At 74.4% G+C, this 18,777-nt stretch carries 12 protein-coding genes; 10 read left to right on the top strand and 2 right to left on the bottom strand.

Annotation, left to right across the window (positions count from 1 at the left end; all coding sequences use genetic code 11):
* Positions 1 to 109: 109 nt before the first annotated feature.
* The gene (locus tag OHT01_RS06920) at positions 110 to 313 is read right to left on the bottom strand and encodes a hypothetical protein (protein ID WP_328552237.1); all 204 of its coding nucleotides are present in this window, start codon (positions 311 to 313) and stop codon (positions 110 to 112) included.
* A 383-nt stretch (positions 314 to 696) separates the two neighbouring features.
* Here OHT01_RS06920 and OHT01_RS06915 point away from each other — a divergent pair, with 383 nt between their 5' ends.
* The 8 genes from OHT01_RS06915 to OHT01_RS06880 are packed head-to-tail and all read left to right on the top strand — an operon-like array spanning position 697 to position 11,715.
* Positions 697 to 1,740, top strand: coding sequence for an ATP-binding cassette domain-containing protein (locus OHT01_RS06915; protein WP_328552236.1), 1,044 nt, complete (start codon positions 697 to 699; stop codon positions 1,738 to 1,740).
* Positions 1,737 to 2,495 (top strand): ABC transporter permease, encoded by a 759-nt coding sequence (locus tag OHT01_RS06910; RefSeq protein WP_328552235.1) that lies wholly within the window; start codon positions 1,737 to 1,739, stop codon positions 2,493 to 2,495. The genes OHT01_RS06915 and OHT01_RS06910 overlap by 4 nt, the downstream gene beginning before the upstream one ends.
* Entirely contained in the window at positions 2,492 to 3,793 is a 1,302-nt protein-coding gene (locus OHT01_RS06905) for a M16 family metallopeptidase (RefSeq protein WP_328552234.1), read from the top strand. Before OHT01_RS06910 ends, OHT01_RS06905 begins: the two co-directional genes overlap by 4 nt.
* Positions 3,790 to 5,103: a M16 family metallopeptidase gene (locus OHT01_RS06900; RefSeq protein ID WP_328552233.1), complete on the top strand. Its 1,314-nt coding sequence runs from the start codon at positions 3,790 to 3,792 to the stop codon at positions 5,101 to 5,103. Before OHT01_RS06905 ends, OHT01_RS06900 begins: the two co-directional genes overlap by 4 nt.
* 21 nt (positions 5,104 to 5,124) lie before the next feature.
* A complete protein-coding gene (locus tag OHT01_RS06895) occupies positions 5,125 to 6,204 on the top strand; it encodes an LLM class flavin-dependent oxidoreductase (RefSeq protein WP_328552232.1) in 1,080 nt (359 codons plus the stop codon).
* Positions 6,201 to 8,510, top strand: coding sequence for a hypothetical protein (locus OHT01_RS06890; RefSeq protein ID WP_328552231.1), 2,310 nt, complete (start codon positions 6,201 to 6,203; stop codon positions 8,508 to 8,510). Before OHT01_RS06895 ends, OHT01_RS06890 begins: the two co-directional genes overlap by 4 nt.
* Positions 8,507 to 10,204 (top strand): hypothetical protein, encoded by a 1,698-nt coding sequence (locus OHT01_RS06885; RefSeq protein ID WP_328552230.1) that lies wholly within the window; start codon positions 8,507 to 8,509, stop codon positions 10,202 to 10,204. Before OHT01_RS06890 ends, OHT01_RS06885 begins: the two co-directional genes overlap by 4 nt.
* Positions 10,201 to 11,715: a hypothetical protein gene (locus OHT01_RS06880; protein ID WP_328552229.1), complete on the top strand. Its 1,515-nt coding sequence runs from the start codon at positions 10,201 to 10,203 to the stop codon at positions 11,713 to 11,715. Before OHT01_RS06885 ends, OHT01_RS06880 begins: the two co-directional genes overlap by 4 nt.
* Before the next feature lie 186 nt (positions 11,716 to 11,901).
* Here OHT01_RS06880 and OHT01_RS06875 read toward each other — a convergent pair whose 3' ends face one another.
* Entirely contained in the window at positions 11,902 to 14,871 is a 2,970-nt protein-coding gene (locus OHT01_RS06875) for a helix-turn-helix transcriptional regulator (RefSeq protein ID WP_328552228.1), read from the bottom strand.
* A 450-nt stretch (positions 14,872 to 15,321) separates the two neighbouring features.
* Here OHT01_RS06875 and OHT01_RS06870 point away from each other — a divergent pair, with 450 nt between their 5' ends.
* On the top strand, positions 15,322 to 16,149 hold the full coding sequence (locus tag OHT01_RS06870; RefSeq protein ID WP_328552227.1) for a helix-turn-helix transcriptional regulator: 828 nt from the start codon (positions 15,322 to 15,324) through the stop codon (positions 16,147 to 16,149).
* Positions 16,150 to 16,549: 400 nt separating this feature from the next.
* On the top strand, positions 16,550 to 18,367 hold the full coding sequence (locus OHT01_RS06865) for an ABC transporter ATP-binding protein (protein WP_328552226.1): 1,818 nt from the start codon (positions 16,550 to 16,552) through the stop codon (positions 18,365 to 18,367).
* Positions 18,368 to 18,777 lie beyond the last annotated feature (410 nt).

The following is an 18,777-nucleotide window of genomic DNA, read 5'->3' as shown; positions in this document are numbered from 1 at the left end:
TCGGTCGGCGTGAAACCGGCGGCACGATCGCTGACGGCCGTTCGGTACGGTGTCACCGGCTCTGCCGGCACCCGACTACGAGAAGTCGGGGATGGTCAGCCGCGGGAGATCAGCAGCAGGAGGAGGAGGTGCTGAGCGAGCCACTCCCGATGTCGTTGAGCGTGTCCTCGGTGAGGATCTCCTCGCCGTCCTCGGTGTAGGAGATGATGATGATGACCGAGGCGCCCATGTCGGGCAGCGCGACGGCGTCGTTGGCGTCCAGGACGGCCAGCTCGTTGACGTCGAACGCGGCGAAGTCCACAGCAGTGCTCATGGCGGGTTCCTTTCGGATCGACCGGCGGGCTGCCGGCGGCTGGGCATGAGCTAAGTGCCTGCCGAGAGATCCCGGCAAGGAAATCGAACGGCAGCAAAATGCCGCCGCCGGCCTTTCCTGCCGTAGTCATGAAATGCCCGCGGGGTCACCCCGTCGCCGAATCCGGGCAATCCGGTAGATCCGCCTCGCCGCCATTGGCACGTTGCTGTCAGACGAGATCTCGACCCCCGCCGGGCGCTGGACTCCGCGGCGCGGAATTGACCAGAGTGGCGCAGTGCCCGGCCGCCGCCGGTGCGGCGACGCCGACGGGCCGCCCAGGGCTTGACCGTTGTCCGCCCGTCTCATCCCGCGGCGCCTGTTCGATTCAGGACCGGAGGAACTCTGTGATCAGCGCGCAAGGCCTCAGCTACTCGTACCGGACCCGCTTTGGCACGGTCGAAGCCGTCCGGAACGGGACCGTGGACGCCGTCCGGGGCATCGACCTGGAGGTGGCCGAGGGCGAGATGGTGGGCTTCCTCGGCCCCAACGGCGCCGGCAAGACCACCACGGTACGGATGCTCACCACCCTCCAGACGCCCACCGGCGGCACCGCCTCGGTGGCCGGCCACGACGTGGTCCGCGAGCGGGCCGCGGTGCGGCGGGCGATCGGTTACGTCGGCCAGTCCTCCGGCGGTTCCGAGCACCTGGTCGCTGACGAACTTCGCACCCAGGCCCGACTCCAGGGAATGACGCTCAGTCAGTCAGCCTCCCGGACCTCCGAGTTGATCGACCAGTTCGAGCTCGACGGCTTCAGCGGACGGCCGATCGCCAAGCTCTCCGGCGGCCAGCGCCGCCGGGTGGACGTCGCGCTCGGGCTGGTGCACCACCCCGCCGTACTCTTCCTGGACGAGCCGAGCGCCGGACTGGATCCGCAGAGCCGGGCCAACCTCTGGGACCACCTGCGCAGACTTCGCACCGGGCACGGCACCACGGTCTTCCTCACCACGCACTACCTGGAAGAGGCCGACCTGCTCTGCGACCGGATCATCGTGATCGACGGCGGCCGGGTGATCGCCTCCGACACCGCCGAGGCGCTGAAGGGCCGGATCGGTGGCGACGTGGTCACCCTGGAGACCAGCCGGATCAGCGACGCCGCGACCGTGGTCGCCCGGCTGGTCCCCGGCTGCGACCTGGACACCACGCCGGACGGCGTGCAGTTCCACGTGGCGCACGCCCAGCGACTGCTCCCCGAACTGCTGCGGGCCCTCGACCTCGCCGACGTCGCCCTGGAGTCGGTCTCCGTCAAGCGCCCCACCCTGGACGACGTCTTCCTGCGCCTGACCGGCCGTTCCCTGCGCGAAGAGGGCCGCCCCGCACTGCCCGTGCCCTCCGACGGAGACCAGATCCTGTCGGCCACCGAGACGCCGAGCACCGAGGTGACCACGTGACCACCGCCGCGACCAGCTGGATCATCTTCCAGCGCTCGATGCGCTACACCCTCCGCAAGCCCTCCTGGGTGATCTTCGGCCTGATGCAGCCGCTGCTCTACCTGGCCCTGTTCGGCCCACTGCTGAGCCGGATCGGCCAGGCGCCGGGCTTCGAGGGGGGCAACACCTGGCGGGTCTTCGTCCCTGGTCTGCTCGTCCAACAGGGCGTCTTCTCCGCCGTGTTCGTCGGCTTCGGCATCATCTCGGAGGTCCGGTCCGGCGCGCTGGACCGGATGAGGATCTCCTCGGCCGGCGAACTCGGCCTGCTGCTGGGCCGGATGCTCCGGGACGCCGTGGTACTCACCCTCCAGGCCGGGCTGCTCACCCTGGGCGCGCTGGTCGCCGGACTGCGGGCGCCGGTCGGCGGGGTGCTGGCCGCGTTCGCCCTGGTCACCGTGGTCGGCCTGGCGATGTCGGGCCTCGCGTACGGGCTCGCGCTGCTGGTGAAGAACGAAGAGGCGTACGGCCAGGTGCTCAACACGCTGATGCTGCCCACCATGCTGCTCTCCGGGGTGCTGCTGCCGCTGGCGCTGGCGCCCGGCTGGCTCGCCGGACTGGCCGAAGCCAACCCGATCTCGCACATCGTGACAGCCGAACGTGCCCTGTTCGCAGGCGAGTTCGGCGGCAGCGACACCTTGGTCGGAGTGGCCGTCGCGGCCGGCCTGGCGGCATTCGCCACCTGGTTCGCCGCCCGCGCGATCCGCAGCGGCTCATGACCGTGCCCACCGCGGCGGCCCCACCCGCCGTCGCCGAGGTGCACCGGCACCGGCTGGCCAACGGACTGCGGCTGGTGGTGATCCCGGACCCGGGCAGTCCGGCCGTCGGCCTGGCCGTCGCCTACGGGGTCGGCTATCGCTCCGAGTCCCGGTCCGGCTTCGCCCACCTCTTCGAGCACCTGATGTTCCAGGGCAGCGCCAACCTCACGGCCCAGGAGCACGCCCGGCACATCCAGGCCAACGGCGGCGTCTTCAACGGCACCACCCACCGCGACCACACCAGCTACTTCCAGGCGATGCCGGCCGAGGCCCTGGAGCTCGGCCTCTTCCTGGAGGCCGACCGGATGCGGGCACCCCGGATCACCCCGGAGGCGATCACCACCCAGGCCTCGGTGATCGCCGAGGAGATCCGCCGCACGGTCACCAACCGGCCGTACGGCGGCTTCCCCACCTTCCGGCTGCCGCGGGTGCTCTTCGACTCCTTCGCCAACACCCATGACGGGTACGGCGATCACGCGTCGCTCGGCGCGGCGACGGTCGAGGAGTGCGTGGACTTCTTCGACCACCACTACGCCCCGGCGAACGCCGTACTCGCCATCTGCGGCGGCATCGACCCCGACGAGGCGGCCAAGCTGGCCGAGCGGCACTTCGGGACGATCCCGCCCCGTGCGGCCGCCGCGCCGCCCGAGCTCGCCGAACCGCCGCTCGCCGGGCCTCGCACGGTCGAACGCACCGACCGTCTCGCTCCCCTCCCCGCGATCGCCGTCGGCCGACGGATGCCGCCGCCGGACTCGCCCGACCACCTGGCGGCCGTGGTCGCCGCCGCCGTCCTCGGCGACGGCGAGTCGAGCCGGCTGCGCCGCTCGCTGATCCGCGAACGCCGGCTGGCCACCCAGGTGATGGCGATGGCCGGCCTCTCCGGCCCCTTCGACTCCCGGGACCCGGACGCCTTCCTGGTCAACGCCGTCTGCCCGCCCGGCGTCTCCGCCCGGCACACGGCGGAGGCCATCGACGAGGTACTCGCCGAACTGGCCGCCGAAGGCCCCGCCGAGGACGAACTCCTGCGCGCGGTGCGGAGGTTGCAGACCGCCTGGTACTCCGACACCGACCCGGTCGGGGTCCGCGCCCGACGACTGGCCGGCTACGAACTGCTGCACGGCGACGGAGAACTGGTCCTCGACGCACCGCGGCGCTTCGCCACCGTCACCACCGAGGACGTGCGGCGGGTGACGGCCGACCTGGCCGGACGCCACCCGGCCGTGCTCCGGCTGGTACCCGAGCGGAAGGCCGACCGATGAACCCCGGCAGCACCGGGGCCATGCTGCCCCCGCTCGCCCCACCGCGGTCCGCGCCACCGCTGGAGGTGGTGGACACCGTCCTGCCCACCGGATTGCGCGTGGTGGCGGCCCGCCGGGCCACCGCCCCGGTGGTCCAACTCCGCCTGGGCGTACCCTTCGGCGGCTCCACCGCCCGGCACACGGCCGCCGCCGAACTGCTCGCCTGCACCCTGCTGACCGGCGGCGCGGGGGGCGGCCGGACCGCCGTCGACGACGAACTCGCCGCCGTGGGCGGCACTCTGAAAGCCGTGGTCGGGCCCGAGGAATTCCGGATCACCGGTCAGGTACTGACCGAGGGCCTGCCCCGGCTGCTGGCCGTACTCGCGGACTGCCTCACCGGCGCCGGGTACGAGCCGGCCACGCTGGAGGCCGAGCGAGAGCGGCTGCTGCACCGGATCCGGCTCACCGAGTCGGTGCCGGCCCGGACCGCGCGAGCGGCGCTGCTCCGCCGCTGCTTCGGCGATCACCCGGCCACCCGGGAGACCCCCACCACGGACCGGGTCGCAGCCGTCGACCGGGACGAGGTGGCCGAACTGCACCGGACCCGACTGGTGCCACGCGGCTCGGCACTGATTCTGGTCGGAGACGTCCACCCCACCCGGGTCGTCGAGGAGTCGGCGATCACACTGGGCGGCTGGTCGGCCCGGCGCCAGGCGGTGGGGATGGCCCCACTGCCCGCCCCGGCCCACCAGGGGGAGCCGGCCCAGGCCGTCCCGGCCGCCGGGTCCCGGCAGTGCGAGGCCCGGCTGGCCGCGCCCTCCCTGGTCCGGACGGATCCGGGCCACCCCGCGCTGGTGCTCGCGGACCAGGTCTTCGGCGGCTACTTCTCGTCGCGCCTGGTCCAACGGCTGCGCGAACGGGAGGGCCGGATCTACACCGGGCAGTCCGCGATCGAGCAGCGGACCGGTTCGGCGCTCGGCACCGTCCAGTTCGCCAGCGCGCCGCGGCACGCGACCGCGGCCGTCGACAGCACCCTGGCAGAACTGGCCGCGATCTCCGGCGACCGACCGCCGACCGCCGAGGAGATCGCCGCCGCCCGGGGTTACGCACTCGGAATCCAGGCGCTCGTCCGCTCCACCCAGAAGGGTCTGGCCGACAGCCTGTACGGGCCGGTCCTGGCAGGCCTGCCCGCCGACTGGGCCGACCGGATCGCGGACCGGCTGCGCACCGTCCCCGACGACGAGGTCCGCGCGGCCGCCGCCGCCCACCTGCGCCCCGAGGCGTACACCGCGGTGCTGCTCGGCCCGGCCGCCCAGGCCGACACCGACTGACGCCCAGTTAGGAGCAACACCATGCGCTTCGGCGTCTCCTTCCTCCCCGACTCCTCACCGCGGACCAAGTCTCCGGTCGACTACTACCGGGAGGTCTTCGACCTCTGCCGGCTGGCGGACGAGTCCGGGATGGACTACGTCAAGATGACCGAGCACTACCTGCACGCCTACGGTGGCTACTGCCCGAGCCCACTGACCTTCCTGGCCGCGGTGGCCGCGCAGACCCGGCAGATCCGGCTGATCACCGGCTGCACCCTGCCGGTCTTCCACCACCCGGTGAAACTCGCCTCCTACATCGCCATGGTCGACGCGATCAGCGACGGGCGCCTGGAGGTCGGCTTCGCCCGTGCCTACCTGCCGCACGAGTTCCAGACCTTCCAGGTGCCGATGGACGGCAGCCGGCAGCGTTTCGAAGCGACGATCAACGCGGTGCACCGGCTGCTGACCGAGGAGCAGGTCACCGAGGACACCCCGTACTTCTCGTTCCAGAACGCCACCGTGCTTCCCCGGCCGACCCAGAACCCGCGGCCGCCGTTCTGGGTCGCCGCGGTGCAGACCCCGGAGAGCTTCGACCGGATCGGCCGGTTCGGCCACGGTCTGCTGATCACCCCGACCGGCCGCGAGTTCGACACCTCGCTCACCGCCCGCTACCGCGAGGCGTTCGCCGCGCACCACCCGGACGGCACCCCGAGCGTCATGGCCAGCCTGCCGCTGCTGGTCGCCGAGACCGACCAGAAGGCCCGCGAGCTGGCCGACCCGCACCTGAACGAGTACCTGAAGGTCTGGGCCTCCGCCCTGGACACCTGGGACGAGACCGTCTCCACCGACTACCTCCAGTACACGGGTCTGGGCAACGTGGTCCGTACGCTGACCGCGAAGGACCTGCGGGCCACCGGGACGGCGTTCGTCGGCTCGCCCGAGCACGTCGCCGACCAGATCGGCCGCTTCCAGGAGCGGGTCTCCCTGGACGGGATCCTCTGGCAGGCGGACTTCGGCGGCTTCGGCGGGACCGACGCCATGCGCTCGGTGGAACTCTTCGCGGACAAGGTCCGTCCCCGACTCGCCACGGAGAGCGCCGCACCTGCCGGAGCCACCGTATGACCGCCCCGGCCGCCGGCGGCCCGGCGGACACCCCGGTCCTCCTGCTCGGCCGCGTCCCCGGCCGCCGCCTCACCTCGCCCGGTCTGCGAGCCGCCCTGACCGCGCTGGCCGCCGCCCCGGACCGGGCGGCGGCCGAACGCGAGGTGGCGACCGCTCACGGCGAGGCGCTACGGCAGGAGCGCGCCGCGCTGCGCTCGGCGCTGCTCGGGGACGGTTTCCGGTCGACGCTCGCCGCCGGACGGCCCGGCGGCCCGGTGAGCCGCTACCTCGCCGCCGACCCGCCGGAGCAGCCGACCGCCGCGCGGGACGCCACGGCTTCGGAGCCCGCCGTCCTGGAGCAGTTCACCCGGGCGATGCTCCGGCTCGGGCCGCCGACGGCGCACACCGCGGTCGCCCTGGGCCGCTGGGACGAGCACGGCGCCTCGCTGGACCGACCCGGCCTCGCCCCGGCCCGCGGCCGCTCCGTCCTCGCGCTGGACCGGCCGCAGCTCGTGATGGCGGTCGACGCCCTGCTGGCCGGCCCGGGTCCGGCGGCCGGGTCGCTCCCGCCGCTGCTGCGCGCCAACTGGACCGTGCGGCACCGGCACTCCCAGGTCCAGTTCTACCGCCGCGACGGCGAACAGCTCCGGCTGGTCGGCACCGCGGCGACCGGGAAGGTCCGGGCCCTGCTCGGCCTGGTCGAGCTCGGTCCGCTGCCCGCCGAGGTGCTGGTCCGGGAGCTGGCCGCCGGGCTCGCGCTGGGACCGGAGGCCGCAGCCGCCCTGGCGGCCGAGGCGGTCGAGCTCCAACTCCTGGTCGGCGCAGCGGGGTTCGACGGTCAGGACGAACGCCCTGCGGCAGCCGCCGCCAAACTCCTGACCGACCGTCACCCCGGAGCGGCCAAGCTGCTGGTCGATGTCCAGGAGCGACTGGACGCCGCCGCAGGTCACCAGCAGCGGCCACCGGCCGACGCCCTGGTCGGGCTGGCCGAGGACCAGCGGGCTCTCAACGCCCTGCTCTCGCACCCGATCGGACTACGGGTCACCGAGGAGTACGTGCTGCCGCCGGTCGGGATCGCCGCGTCGCCGCACCGGGAGGCCCTGGACGACCTGGCCCGGGTGCTGGAGTTCGTCGCCCTGTCCGACCGGGTGCACGACGCCCGGGCGCTGCTGGTCGCGGCCTTCACCGAGCGGTTCGGTCCCGGGGGCCGGGTCAGGCTGGCCGACTGCGCCGCCGACCTGGTCGCCGTGGTCGCCCGCCGGGCCCGGTTGCTGACTCCCGTCACCAGTGCGGACTTCGGCCCCACCGACGGCTCCCTCACCGAACTGCTGCGGCTGCGCGTCGCCGCCCGGGCGCTGCTCGGCGAGCGGATCGCGACCGGGCCCACCGAGGTCAGGATCGACCCGGCGGAGCTGGCCGCCCTCGCCGACGGACTTCCCGAGCGCTTCCGTCGTCCCCACGCCTCGTACGGAGTGCTGGTGCGGCCGATCGGTGAACGGCTCGCGGTCCGGGGGTACCACCCCGGCGGCGGGAGTTCCGCACTGCGGTACATCGGCACCGATCGCACATTCGGCGGCGAGGCCCGCACCAGGTTCGCCGAGCGGCTGAACCGCGCCGCGGGCCCCGCCGCCCTGCTGGAGGACCGCGGACTGCACGGCCTCGACGTCAACCACCGCCCACCGCTCCTCCCCGGCCGGATCGACCCGGTCGGCTGGCTCGGCCTCACCCTGGCCCACGACCCCGGCACCGACACCCTGGAGCTGTTCGACCCGGACGGCGCGCCGGTCGCCGTGCACTCCCCGGCCCTGGCCACGCCCGGCCGGCTCGCGCCGCCGATGCGGATCGCCCTCTGGCTGCACGGCACCGGCCGCCTCCGGCTCGACCCGCCCGGTGAGGCCGCCGCCGATCCGCACCGCACCACCGGCACGGTCTCGTCGCCCAGGCTGACGGCGGGCCGGGTGGTCCTCCAGGGCCGCCGCTGGTACCCGGGGGAGGACCTGCCCACCGCCACCGGGCCCGGACTGCTCTGCGCGCTCGCCGACTGGCGGGCCGCCCACGACGTCCCCGAGGAACTGCTGCTGGTCGAACCCCGCCCGGCCGACACCGACCCCGACGGCCTCCTCGGCCCGCTGCCGACGGCACCCGACCGCACCCGCTACGTCGACCTCGGCAGCGCGCTGCTGGCCGAGACCGTCCGCGAACTCCCCGCGGGCGGCTGCCTGGAGGAGCTTCCGGTCGGCGTGCAGGACGGCGCGCACGCCCTGGAATGGGTCCTGGAGTACGACCGCGCGCCCGGCGGGCGCTTCCACGACGGGGCCAGGCCGTGAGGGTGAAGCTGCGCCCCGGCGCGCACTTCGTACCGGTGGCGCGCGGCCTCTACTGCGCGCGGGGCGACCGCACTTTCGTGCTGGCCTCCCCGCCACCCCTCCAGCGGCTCCTCGACGACCGGCTCGGCGAACTCACCGACGGCGCCGACGCGGCGGACCTGCTCGGCTCCGTCGTCGAGCCGACCGAGCGGGTCGCCCTGCGACAGGTCCTGGTGGCGCTGCTCGACCAGGGCGTGCTGTTCGACCTCGACCGGGCCGGCGGGCCCGTTCCCGACCTCGCGACCGCCGAACGGTACGGGGACGCCCTGGCGCATTACGAGGAGCACTGCGCCGAGCCGTACGCCGCCTTCGCCGTCCTGCGCGCGGCCGAGGTGGCCGTCCTGGGCGAAGGTCCCGCTGCCAGGAGCGCCACCCGCGGGCTGCTGAACCTGGGCGTCGGCACGGTCACCGACCGGCCGGGCCCCCGCACCGCGGCGGCCGTCCTCGCCGTCGCCGCACCCGTGGAGCTGCCCGAGCTCGCCGCCCTCCTCCCGGGCGACACCCCGTACATCCCGGTCCCGGCCGGGGACGGCCACCAGATCGTCGGCCCGGTGCTGCGCGGCGTGCCGCAGGCCCGCGCCTTCCGGGCCGCGGCCGAACGCGCTGCCGCCTGGTCCCGCGGCCACCCCGCCGGACGCGCCCCCACGCTGCACGCCGCCACCCTCGCGGGCTCCCTCGCCGCCCGCGGCATCCTCGACCACCTCGGCGCGACCGCCCTCGACACCCCTGACCTCCACCTCATCCACGGCCGCACCCTCCGGACCACCCGCCACCCGTTCACCGTCCGCCCGGCCGGACCCCGTTGGTCGCCCGTCACCCACCAGGCACCGGCGGACGCCGACGACACGCTCTCCCCGGCGGACAGCACTCCGGACGAGCCGCTCACCACACGGTGGTCCGGGCTCGGACAGTGGCGGGACGACTTCGACCTGCCCCAACTGCCTTTCCGCTTGGCTGCGTTGGAAGCGATCGTGCTGCCGGGACAGCCGGTGCTGCTCGGCTGGGGGACGGAGCCCGAGGACGCCCGGCGGGACGCGCTGCTGCGGCTGCTCCGGGCGACGGCCGAGGACGCGAGGCCGGATCCCGCCCACCCGGGCACGGCCGCCGCCGGTACGACGTCCCGGCGTTGGCTGCTCGACGGCCTGCTCCGGGTCCTGTCCGCGGAGGAGACCGACGACGGCCCGCCGCTGCCGGGGTCCGAACTGGCCACGCCGCTGGCCCGGTCACTCGTCCGGGCCCTCACCCACTACTTCGACCGCCCCGCCAGGCTCAGCCGCCGCACCCTCCCGGGCACCGACTGGACCCTGGTCACCGTCACCCACGCGGACACCGGTGCACGCCTCGCCCGCCAGTGGGGACCGTCCGCCCAGGCCGCCGCGCAGGCAGCGCTGGCCCGTGCCCTGGCCGGACTCCAGCAGGACAGGGCCGCGTTCGCGGCCGCCACCGTCGGCACCCGGGCCCTGGAGTGGGCCGGCCCGACGGAGCTCACCGCCCTCGATGCCGCGCTCCGCTCCCCGGAGGTGCTGCGCGGCCGCGCGGTCCACGCCCGCAGGCTCACCACCGACCCGGTGCTCGGCCCCGTACCGCTTCCCTGCGGCCTGATCTGGCTGGCCGCCCCACCCACCGCCCCCACCCGGGCCCCGGAGGAATCGTGACCGGCACGGCCGACGTGCTCCGCTTCGCGCTGCGTCAGGGGCCGCTGCGCGGTCTGCTGCACGATCCGATCAACGTGGACGAGCGGGTGCCGACCACCGCCTGCCTCCCGCCGCGGTCGGCCCGCGGCGACCGGGGCCGTCCGCTGCCCCTCGGTGCGCACGACCTGCTGGCCGCCACCCCGTACCCGGCCGGCCGGGTAGGTGCCGCCGAGGACGGCGGCGGCCGACGGGTGGGTGCCGTGCTGGCAGCGGCCTTCGGGCCACTGCGCCGGGAGCCGTCGAATCCCGCCAACGACCACCGCGTGACGGCCTCCGTCCGCAGCAAATTTCCGGTGCACGTCTTCACGGTGCCCGCCGAGGGCCCGGCCGGATATCTCGACCCGTACCGGCACGCCGTGGTCGACCTCGACCCGGCCGACGCCCCGGCTCCGCGTCCCGCCCGGAACGACCTGAACATCGTGCTGGCCGGCCGCCACACCGATCTGCCGACGCCCTACGGTGTGCTGCGCTGCGCCCTGGCGGACCTGGAAGTCGGTATCAACCTGCGCAGCCTGCTGGCGACGGCCGAGCTGTTCGGCCTGCGGGCCTCGGTCCGGATGTCGGGACCCGAGGTGGTCCGGGCCGCCCGGCTGGTGGCCGCGACCGGTCCGGGGAGCTGGTCGGCACCGGTGGTGGTCACGCTGCACGAGGTGGGCGAACTGCCGTCGCCCGGACCGCTGGAGCCGGTCGGTGGCGGGGCACTCGACGCCGAGCTGGACGCCCTGCTCGAAGTGGAGACCCGCCATCTCAGCCTCGCCGAGACCGCCGCCGCCGTGGCCCCCCGGCTGGCCGGCCCCGCGACCCCCGCCGGCCCCGGTCGCGCGCTCCCGGAGCTGCCCCGGCCCGGATCGGAGAAGGCGGACCAGGACTGGGCCCGGGTGTGGTGGAACAGGTCGGCGGGCCGCGTGCCACGACCGCTGAGCGGGTTCTCCGCCCGGCCGGTCACTCGCGGCGAGGACTGCCTGCGGGACCTGCTGGCCTGGGCGGCGGCCCCGGCGCCCGTCGCGCTGCGCGAGGTGGCTGCCCGGGTCAGGCTCACCGTGGTACCCCAGCGGCTGGCCGGTCTGCCCACCGGCCGGTACGGGTTCACCGACGGCGGGCTGCGGCTGGCGGAGGCCGACCCGGAGCTGCCGCGCCGGATGGAGGCGCTCTTCGGCTACCCGCTCACGCCGGCCAACGACTGCGGCGTCCGGCACGCCACCGCACTGTGGATCTTCTCGGCCGATCTGCGGACGCTGGTCGAGGATCTCGGGCCGGCCGCCTGGGGTCTGCTCCAGGTCTGGTGCGGCTGGGTCTCGCACGGGCTGACCCTGGGCGCGGCGGCGCACGGCCTGTTCGCCCGTCCGGCGCGGTCCTTCGACGAACACCGGCTCGCCGACCTGCTGCGCCTGCCCGAGGCGGAGTCCCCGGTGTTCCTGACGGCCTGCGGCGCGACCCGGTACGCCGAGCCCATGCTCGACCTGCGCCCGTGATCCGCCGTGCTAGGGCGTGTTTCGAAAGTCCCGTCTGGCTCGCGACGCCTGGCACGGCACCTCGCCGCGTTGTCGGGATCGCCCGAGTACGCCCAGTACGCGGACGACCCTCCGCCTTGCGATGCACCGCACCAGACGCCGCGAGCCCCGCCCTCCGGGCGGACGACGCTACTTTCGAAACACGCCCTAGGGCCGGTCAAGGCCGAGCGCCTGCCGACCGCCCTCGGCGGCCAGCAGGGCGCCGAGCGCTGTCCGGGAGGTCACGCCGAGTTTGCGGTAGATCTTCGCGAGGTGGGCGTCGACGGTGCGCGGGCTGAGGAACAGGCGGTCGGCGATCTCCCGGGTCCGGGTGCCCTCGACCGCGAGCGCGGTGATCTGCCGTTCCCGTGTGGTGAGCAGGGCCAGGCGGGGAGCGGTGTCCGGCGGGGCCTGCCCGGCCGTCCCGGACCGTGCGGCCAGGCCCCGGCGGACGGCTGCGGCCTGCCCGGCGATCGAGCCGGCGCCGGTCTCGGCGGCCAGCCGGTCGGCCTCGTCCAGCCAGGCGTCGGCTCGGTGGCGGTCTCCGGCGGCGGCCGCGATCGGGGCGCCGAGGGCCAGGGTCAGCGCACGCTGGACGGCGAACCCGGCTTCCTGGAACCACTCGGCCGCCGCCGCGAGGCCCTCCACGGCGCGGGTGGGCTCGCCCCGGGCGGCGGCCACCAGACCTCCGGCCCGCCGGGCGAAGCCCTGCTGGCCGCGGAGTCCGAGGCTGTTGGCCACGGTGTCCGCGAGCACTGCCCAGGTGTCGGCCTCCGCGACGTCGCCGGTGGCCAGCGCGGCGGCCGACAGCAGGGCGTACCAGAGCGGACGGAAGATCACCTGGGTGAGCGGCAGCTCGGGGCCGCCCCCGGCGTCCAGCAGGACTCGGGCGCAGCGGGCGGCCTGACCGGCCGCCAGCAGCGCCTGTGCGTGGACGGCCACCGTGCTCCGGCTCCACAAGCCCGCGCTCGGGGCGGACCGGACGGCCTCCTCGGTGAGTGCCAGGGCCGCTCCGTCGGCGGGTCGGGCGTTCGAGCCCGTCGCTGCCGCACGGAGGGCCATCGCCAGGCCCCTGAGCTCACGGATGCCGAGTTGCCGGGCGACCTCCTCGGCCCCCTCGGCGGTCCGCTCGGCCTGCCGCAGCTCGCCTGTCCAGAGCTGCCGGAAGCCGATGCCGAGCAGCAGGTGCGGCACCACGTGGTCCTGGCCGTTCCGGCGGGTCAGGCGCAGAGCCCGGTCGTGGTGGCGGGCCGCGTCGGCGTACCGCTCGGCGAACAGCTCGCCCCAGCCGAGCTGGCCGAGTGCCTCCGGCTGCCGGGCGAGGTCGGCGTCGGAGAGCCGGTCGGCCAGCGCGGCGCCCGCGGCCAGCTCCCGGCGGGCCTGGTCGACCCGGCCGAGGCAGATGCTGCCGAGTCCGCGTGCGGCGAGGGCCGCCGCCTCGGCCGGCGGGTCGCCGAGGTCGCGGGCCATCCGCACCGCCCGTTCGACGAACGGGTCGGCGTCCGCGAAGCCTCCGGTGAGCAGGGCCACCGTGCCGTACTCGGTCATCAGCGCGACCGCCTGGGGCGAGGACCAGCCCTCGATCCTGGGCAACTCGTCGCGCAGCAGGGCCTCGGCCTCGGAGTAGTGGCCGAGCATGCGTTCCGTGCGGGCGCACAGCATCGCGGTCTCGATCCGCCGGTCCAGGTGGTCGGTCGGGACCCGGGCCAGCACCTCGTGCAGCAGGTCGCGGCTCTCCGACAACTGCCCCGAGGTGGCCAGGGCGAGGGTGCGCGCGAGCTCCAGCCGGAGCCGGCGGTCGCGTTCGGCGGGGGCGTCGGGGATGGCCCGCAGAGCGACGCCCAGCCAGCGTGCGGCGTCGCCCGGGGCGGTCCGCAGCGCGGCCTCGGCGGCCTCCTCCAGGATCTGGACGGCCTGCGGGTCGGCGTCGACGAGGCACCGTTCGGCGTGCCGGGCCCGCTCCACGGCGGGGGCACTGCCCCGGGTCAGCCGGGCGAGCGCGCGGCGGTGTGCACCGACCCGCCAGACCGGGTCGGCGTGCTGGTGGACCAGCCTGCGCAGGACCGGGTGGCGGAACGTCAGCTCGGGCGTGCCGGGGACCGGGCGCAGGATGTCGCGCCGGGTCAGCGTGGTGGCCGCGTGGTGGGCCCGCTCCGTGGAGAGTTCGGCGACCTCCGCCAGTGCCTCGACCAGGAAGCGTTCGCCGAGCACGGCGGCAGCGGCGGTGAGTAACCGGCCGTCGTCGGGCACCAGGGCGAGCTCGCCGAGCAGCACCGCCGCCGGTTGGCCGAGTGTCCGGCCGCCGGTGCCCGGCGATCGGACGCCGACCGCTCCGTCGTCCCCCGCCAGGTCGGCGAGGGCGAGCAGGAGGAGCGGGTTGCCACCACTCTCCCGGTGCATCTCGTCCCAGCAGTGCGACCGGCCGTCGGCCTGCCCGGTGCCGCCCGTCAGGCGGGCGAGGGCGGCGGACTCGGCGGCGGACAGCGGTCCGACCTCGACCCGCTCGGCCGGGCCGCTCTGGTCGGCCCGGCCGAGGACGTCGAGCAGCCGCAGCGGCGTCTGCCGGGGACGGTGGGTGATCACCAGCAGCAGTGGCCCGCGCACCCGATGGTGGATCAGATGGTCGGTGAGCTCGATCGATCCCGGGTCGGCCCAGTGGGCGTCGTCCAGGATCAGCAGGGTCGGTGCCTGCTCGGCCCACCGGCCGAGGAGCGAGCGCACCCGCTGGTGCGTCCGCGCCCGCTCGGCGCCGACGGGTGCGGGCTGATCCGACCAGAGCTCGTTCGCGGGGCCGTCGCCCAGCAGTGGCTGGAGCGAGTCGGCCAGACCGGGTGGCAGCAGCGGTCCCGCTGCCTCGGCACGGAACCGGTCGCCCAGCGCGTCCTGGTAGATCCCGAACCCGAGCCCGGTCTCGGCTTCGGTCGCCCGGCCCTCCAGGACCTGGACGCCACGCGAACGGGCGTCGGCGGACAGTTCCCGGAGCAGCCGGGTCTTGCCGATCCCCGGCTCCCCGGTGATCTCCAGGATTCCCCCGAGGCCGCTCAGCAGTTGCCCGACCGCGCGTTCCAGTCGTGCGACTTCGACATGCCGGCCGACCAGCCCGGCCGGCCGCCCCGAGCGAACGTCCGGTACGTCCACAGGCCCCGCCCCGCCCCACCTTGCACCAGCGCCGGTCCAGCAGAGCTCCCCCGGCGGTCGGGACCGTGCCCGACCAGGGCTCACCTTAGGTGACTGATCATCAGTACGTATATGAGTTAGGTAGTTCTGCGGATGCCCGGCGAATCCCCTCGCCCATAGATTCGGCGACGTCGCCCCCCACCACCACAAGAACGGGGACTGCGGGCCTCGTTCATCCCTCCTCCAGGAGCAGTCTTGACGCGTATCCGCGCGGCAGCGGCGGACATGGCAGCAACTGCGTTCGCTCCCAGCACCTGCCGATGCCCCACGCCCCACGGACCCACACCTCTTGGCCACGCATCTCCCGGATGCGCCCCGCTGGGATCCGCGCCCGCCGTCACCCCGTCGGCCGTTCGGTCGGCCGCCCGGTGGCCGGCCGCGGCCGAAGCGGCAGCCTCGGGACTCCACGCCGTGCTCGCCAGCGAGAGCAGCTACTGGCGGTCGGTGCTCGACCTGGCGGGGGGCCGGCTGGATTCCCTGCTCATGATGCAGAAGCAGGTCTCCGCCGCCTTCGACGGACCGGTCACCGAGCGCGCCGTGGGCACCGAAGCGCTCTCGGCGCTGCTCCGCTCACTGGCCACCGACTGCCGGTCCGGGGTGGACTGGCTGCGGTCCGGCGGCCGACGGCCGTCCGCGCTCGCGCCGCTGTTCGGCCGGGGGCTGGACGGGTTGTCCGGCGAGGTGCGGGTGCGGGCCCTGCTGGACTCGGTGTCCGACGCGGCCCGCGCCGGGCGGCTGCTGGAGGCCCACCCGAGAACCGGGGAGACCGAGGTGCGGAGCAGCCCCGGTCTCCCGCAGGAGATCCTGCTGGTCGACGATCGGATCGCCTTGGTGCCACAGGCTTTACCGGGAGGCGAACCGGCAGTCGCGGTCCTCCGCGAACCGGCCGCCGTCCGGCTCGCCCGGCTCCTCTTCGAGGCCGCCTGGTCCACCGCGGTGCCCGCCGAGCGGTCCACGCGGTCCATGCCGCCCGTGCGGGCCGTCGGGGCCGGGGAACCCGTCGACGACTCCTCGACGGACCCGGACAACCTGGCCGACGACCCGCTGAAGCTGCGGATCCTGCAACTGCTGGCGGCCGGCGCCAAGGACGAGTCGATCGCCCGCCGTACCGGCGTCTCCCTGCGCACCTGTCGACGGCACATCGCCGCGATCCTCCTCGCGCTCAACGCCGAAAGCCGGTTTCAGGCCGGGGCCAACGCGTTCCGCCTCGACCTGATCGGCCCGTCTCCGCAACTCTGACCCGCCCCGCCGGCAGGTCCGGAGGGCGGCAGCCGGGTCACCACCGGCCTCGAACGACCACCCGGCCGGCGAACTCATTCCGCCCCGGCGTGAGGGGCTTCGTCAAAGGCGTGCGCGGCTTTTCGGGGGAGAGCGGGATCATCCGGCATGACGCGGTAGGCGATCACGTGGGGCGTCGTACCCGGCCACCGTCCGACCCGGCTCGGGCCACGGCCCCGACCCGGGTCGGGGCCGTGGCCCGGACGCGTGTCCGAGAAGCCCCGATGGCCGAGAAAAACGCTTGGACCGGGTGGCCGCCGTCACGGGAGACTGCAACTCCTGGCCTGCCCATATCCGTACATCGGCGTCTTCGTGAACCGCGGAGGGAGTGGCGGGCCGCCTACGACGACACAGGGTTGGGATGGCATCTCCTGAAGCGCGCAAGGCCTTACCGGGCAGGGGTTCGGTGCTCCTCGCCCTTCGTTACTACGGACGGGAGTTGCGTCGGCTCCGGTGGCTGACGGCGCCCGCCATGCTGATGCCGGCGCTGGGCAACATCGGCATCAGCTACATCGCGCCGCTGATCGTCGCCAAGCTCGTCGGCCGCATCGCGGACGACGGCAGCGGTGTCTCCCTCGGCGCCGCGCTGCCCTACGTTCTCGCCTTCGGCGGTGTCCTGCTGCTCGCCGAGGCGCTCTGGCGCCTCGGCCTGCACTGTCTGAACCGGCTGGACGCCCTCGGCATCGAGCAGTTGTACGTGATCGGCATGGACGAACTGTTCGCCAAGGACGCCTCGTTCTTCCACGACAACTTCGCCGGTTCGCTGACCAAGCGGGTGCTGAGTTTCGCCTCCCGCTTCGAGGAGTTCGTCGACACGATGACCTTCCAGGTCGTGGGCAGCCTCGTACCGCTCGTGTTCGGGTCGGTGGTGCTGTGGCGCTACGAGCCGCTGCTCGTCGTCGGACTCCTGGTGATGATCGCCGTGACGGGGTTGTGCGTGGTGCCGCTCATCCGGCGCCGCCAGGCACTCGTCGACCAGCGTGAGGAGGCGATCGCCCGGGTCTCGGGCCATGTCGCCGACAGCCTGATGAACATGGACACCGTCCGGGCCTTCGCCGCCGAGGAGCGCGAGGCGGCCGAGCACCGGTCCCGCGTCGCGGTGTCGCGGCGGCTCACCCTGCGGTCCTGGGACTACGGCAACCTGCGCATCGACACGTTCGTCGCTCCGATGTCCGTCCTGACCAACGCGCTCGGCCTGCTCCTCGCGATCACGCTCGGCGGGGGAGGGCACGGCGTTGAGGCGGTCGTCGTCGCCTTCACCTACTACGCCAACGCGACCCGGATCATGTTCGAGTTCAACCAGATCTACCGTCGTCTGGAGAGTTCGATGACGGAGGCCGCCCAGTTCACCGAGCTGCTGATGACACCGCCGACCGTGCTCGACCCGGTCGCCCCGGAGCCCTTGCTGTCCCGGGCCGCCGATGTCCGCTTCGAAGGGGTGACCTTCACCCACGGCGGGGCGAAGCCGCTCTTCACCGGGCTCGAACTGGCCGTGCCCAGCGGGGCGAAGATCGGTCTGGTCGGCCGGTCCGGAGGGGGCAAGACCACGCTCACCCGGCTGCTGCTGCGGATGACGGACATCGACGACGGCCGCATCCTGATCGGCGGCCAGGACATCAGCAAGCTGCGCCAGGCCGACCTGCGCGGCCAGATCGCCTATGTGCCGCAGGACCCGGCGATGTTCCACCGCACGCTGCGGGACAACATCGTCTTCGCCCGTCCGGACGCCACCGAGGCGGAGATCCGCCGCGCGGCCGAGGCGGCGCACGTCACGGAGTTCGCCGACGCGCTGCCGGAGGGTTTCGACACCATGGTCGGAGAGCGCGGCATCAAGCTGTCCGGCGGCCAGCGCCAGCGGGTCGCCCTGGCCCGCGCGATCCTGCGCGACGCGCCGATCCTGCTGCTCGACGAGGCGACCAGCGCCCTGGACTCCGAGAGCGAGATCCTCGTCCAGGAGGCGCTGTGGCGGCTCATGGAGAGGCGCACGGCGCTGGTGGTGGCGCACCGGCTGAGCACGGTCGCCACCATGGACCGGCTCGTCGTCCTCGACCGCGGAAAGATCGTCGAACAGGGCACGCACCAGGAGTTGCTCGCGTCGGACGGCGCGTACGCCAAGCTGTGGCGCCACCAGTCGGGCGGCTTCATCGACGACAGCCCCACGCCGGCCGACCAGCACTGAACACGACCCGCGACCCGGACCGACTCGCCCCGACCCGACCCGACCCGACCCGACTCGCCCCGACCCGACTCGACCCGCCCCGGACCGCCCCGACCGGACCGACTCGCCCCGACTCGACCCGCCCCGGACCGCCCCGACTCGCCCCGACCCGACCCGACCCGACCCGACTCGCCCCGACTCGACTCGACCCGCCCCGGACCGCCCCGACCGGACCTGACCGGACCGACTCGCCCCGCCCCGGACCGACTCGCCCCGCCCCGGACCGCCCGCCCCGACCGGCCCCACGACCCGACCCGGACCGCCCCGACCCGGACCGACCCGACCCGGACCGACCCGACCCGGACCGACCCGACCCGGACCGACCCGGACCGCGCCGCCCCGTGCCTGGGGACCTCTCCGCGGTCGTGGCC

The organism is Streptomyces sp. NBC_00358 (genome assembly GCF_036099295.1).
Lineage (GTDB): Bacteria > Actinomycetota > Actinomycetes > Streptomycetales > Streptomycetaceae > Streptomyces.
This window is presented reverse-complemented; position numbering and strand designations above follow the sequence as displayed.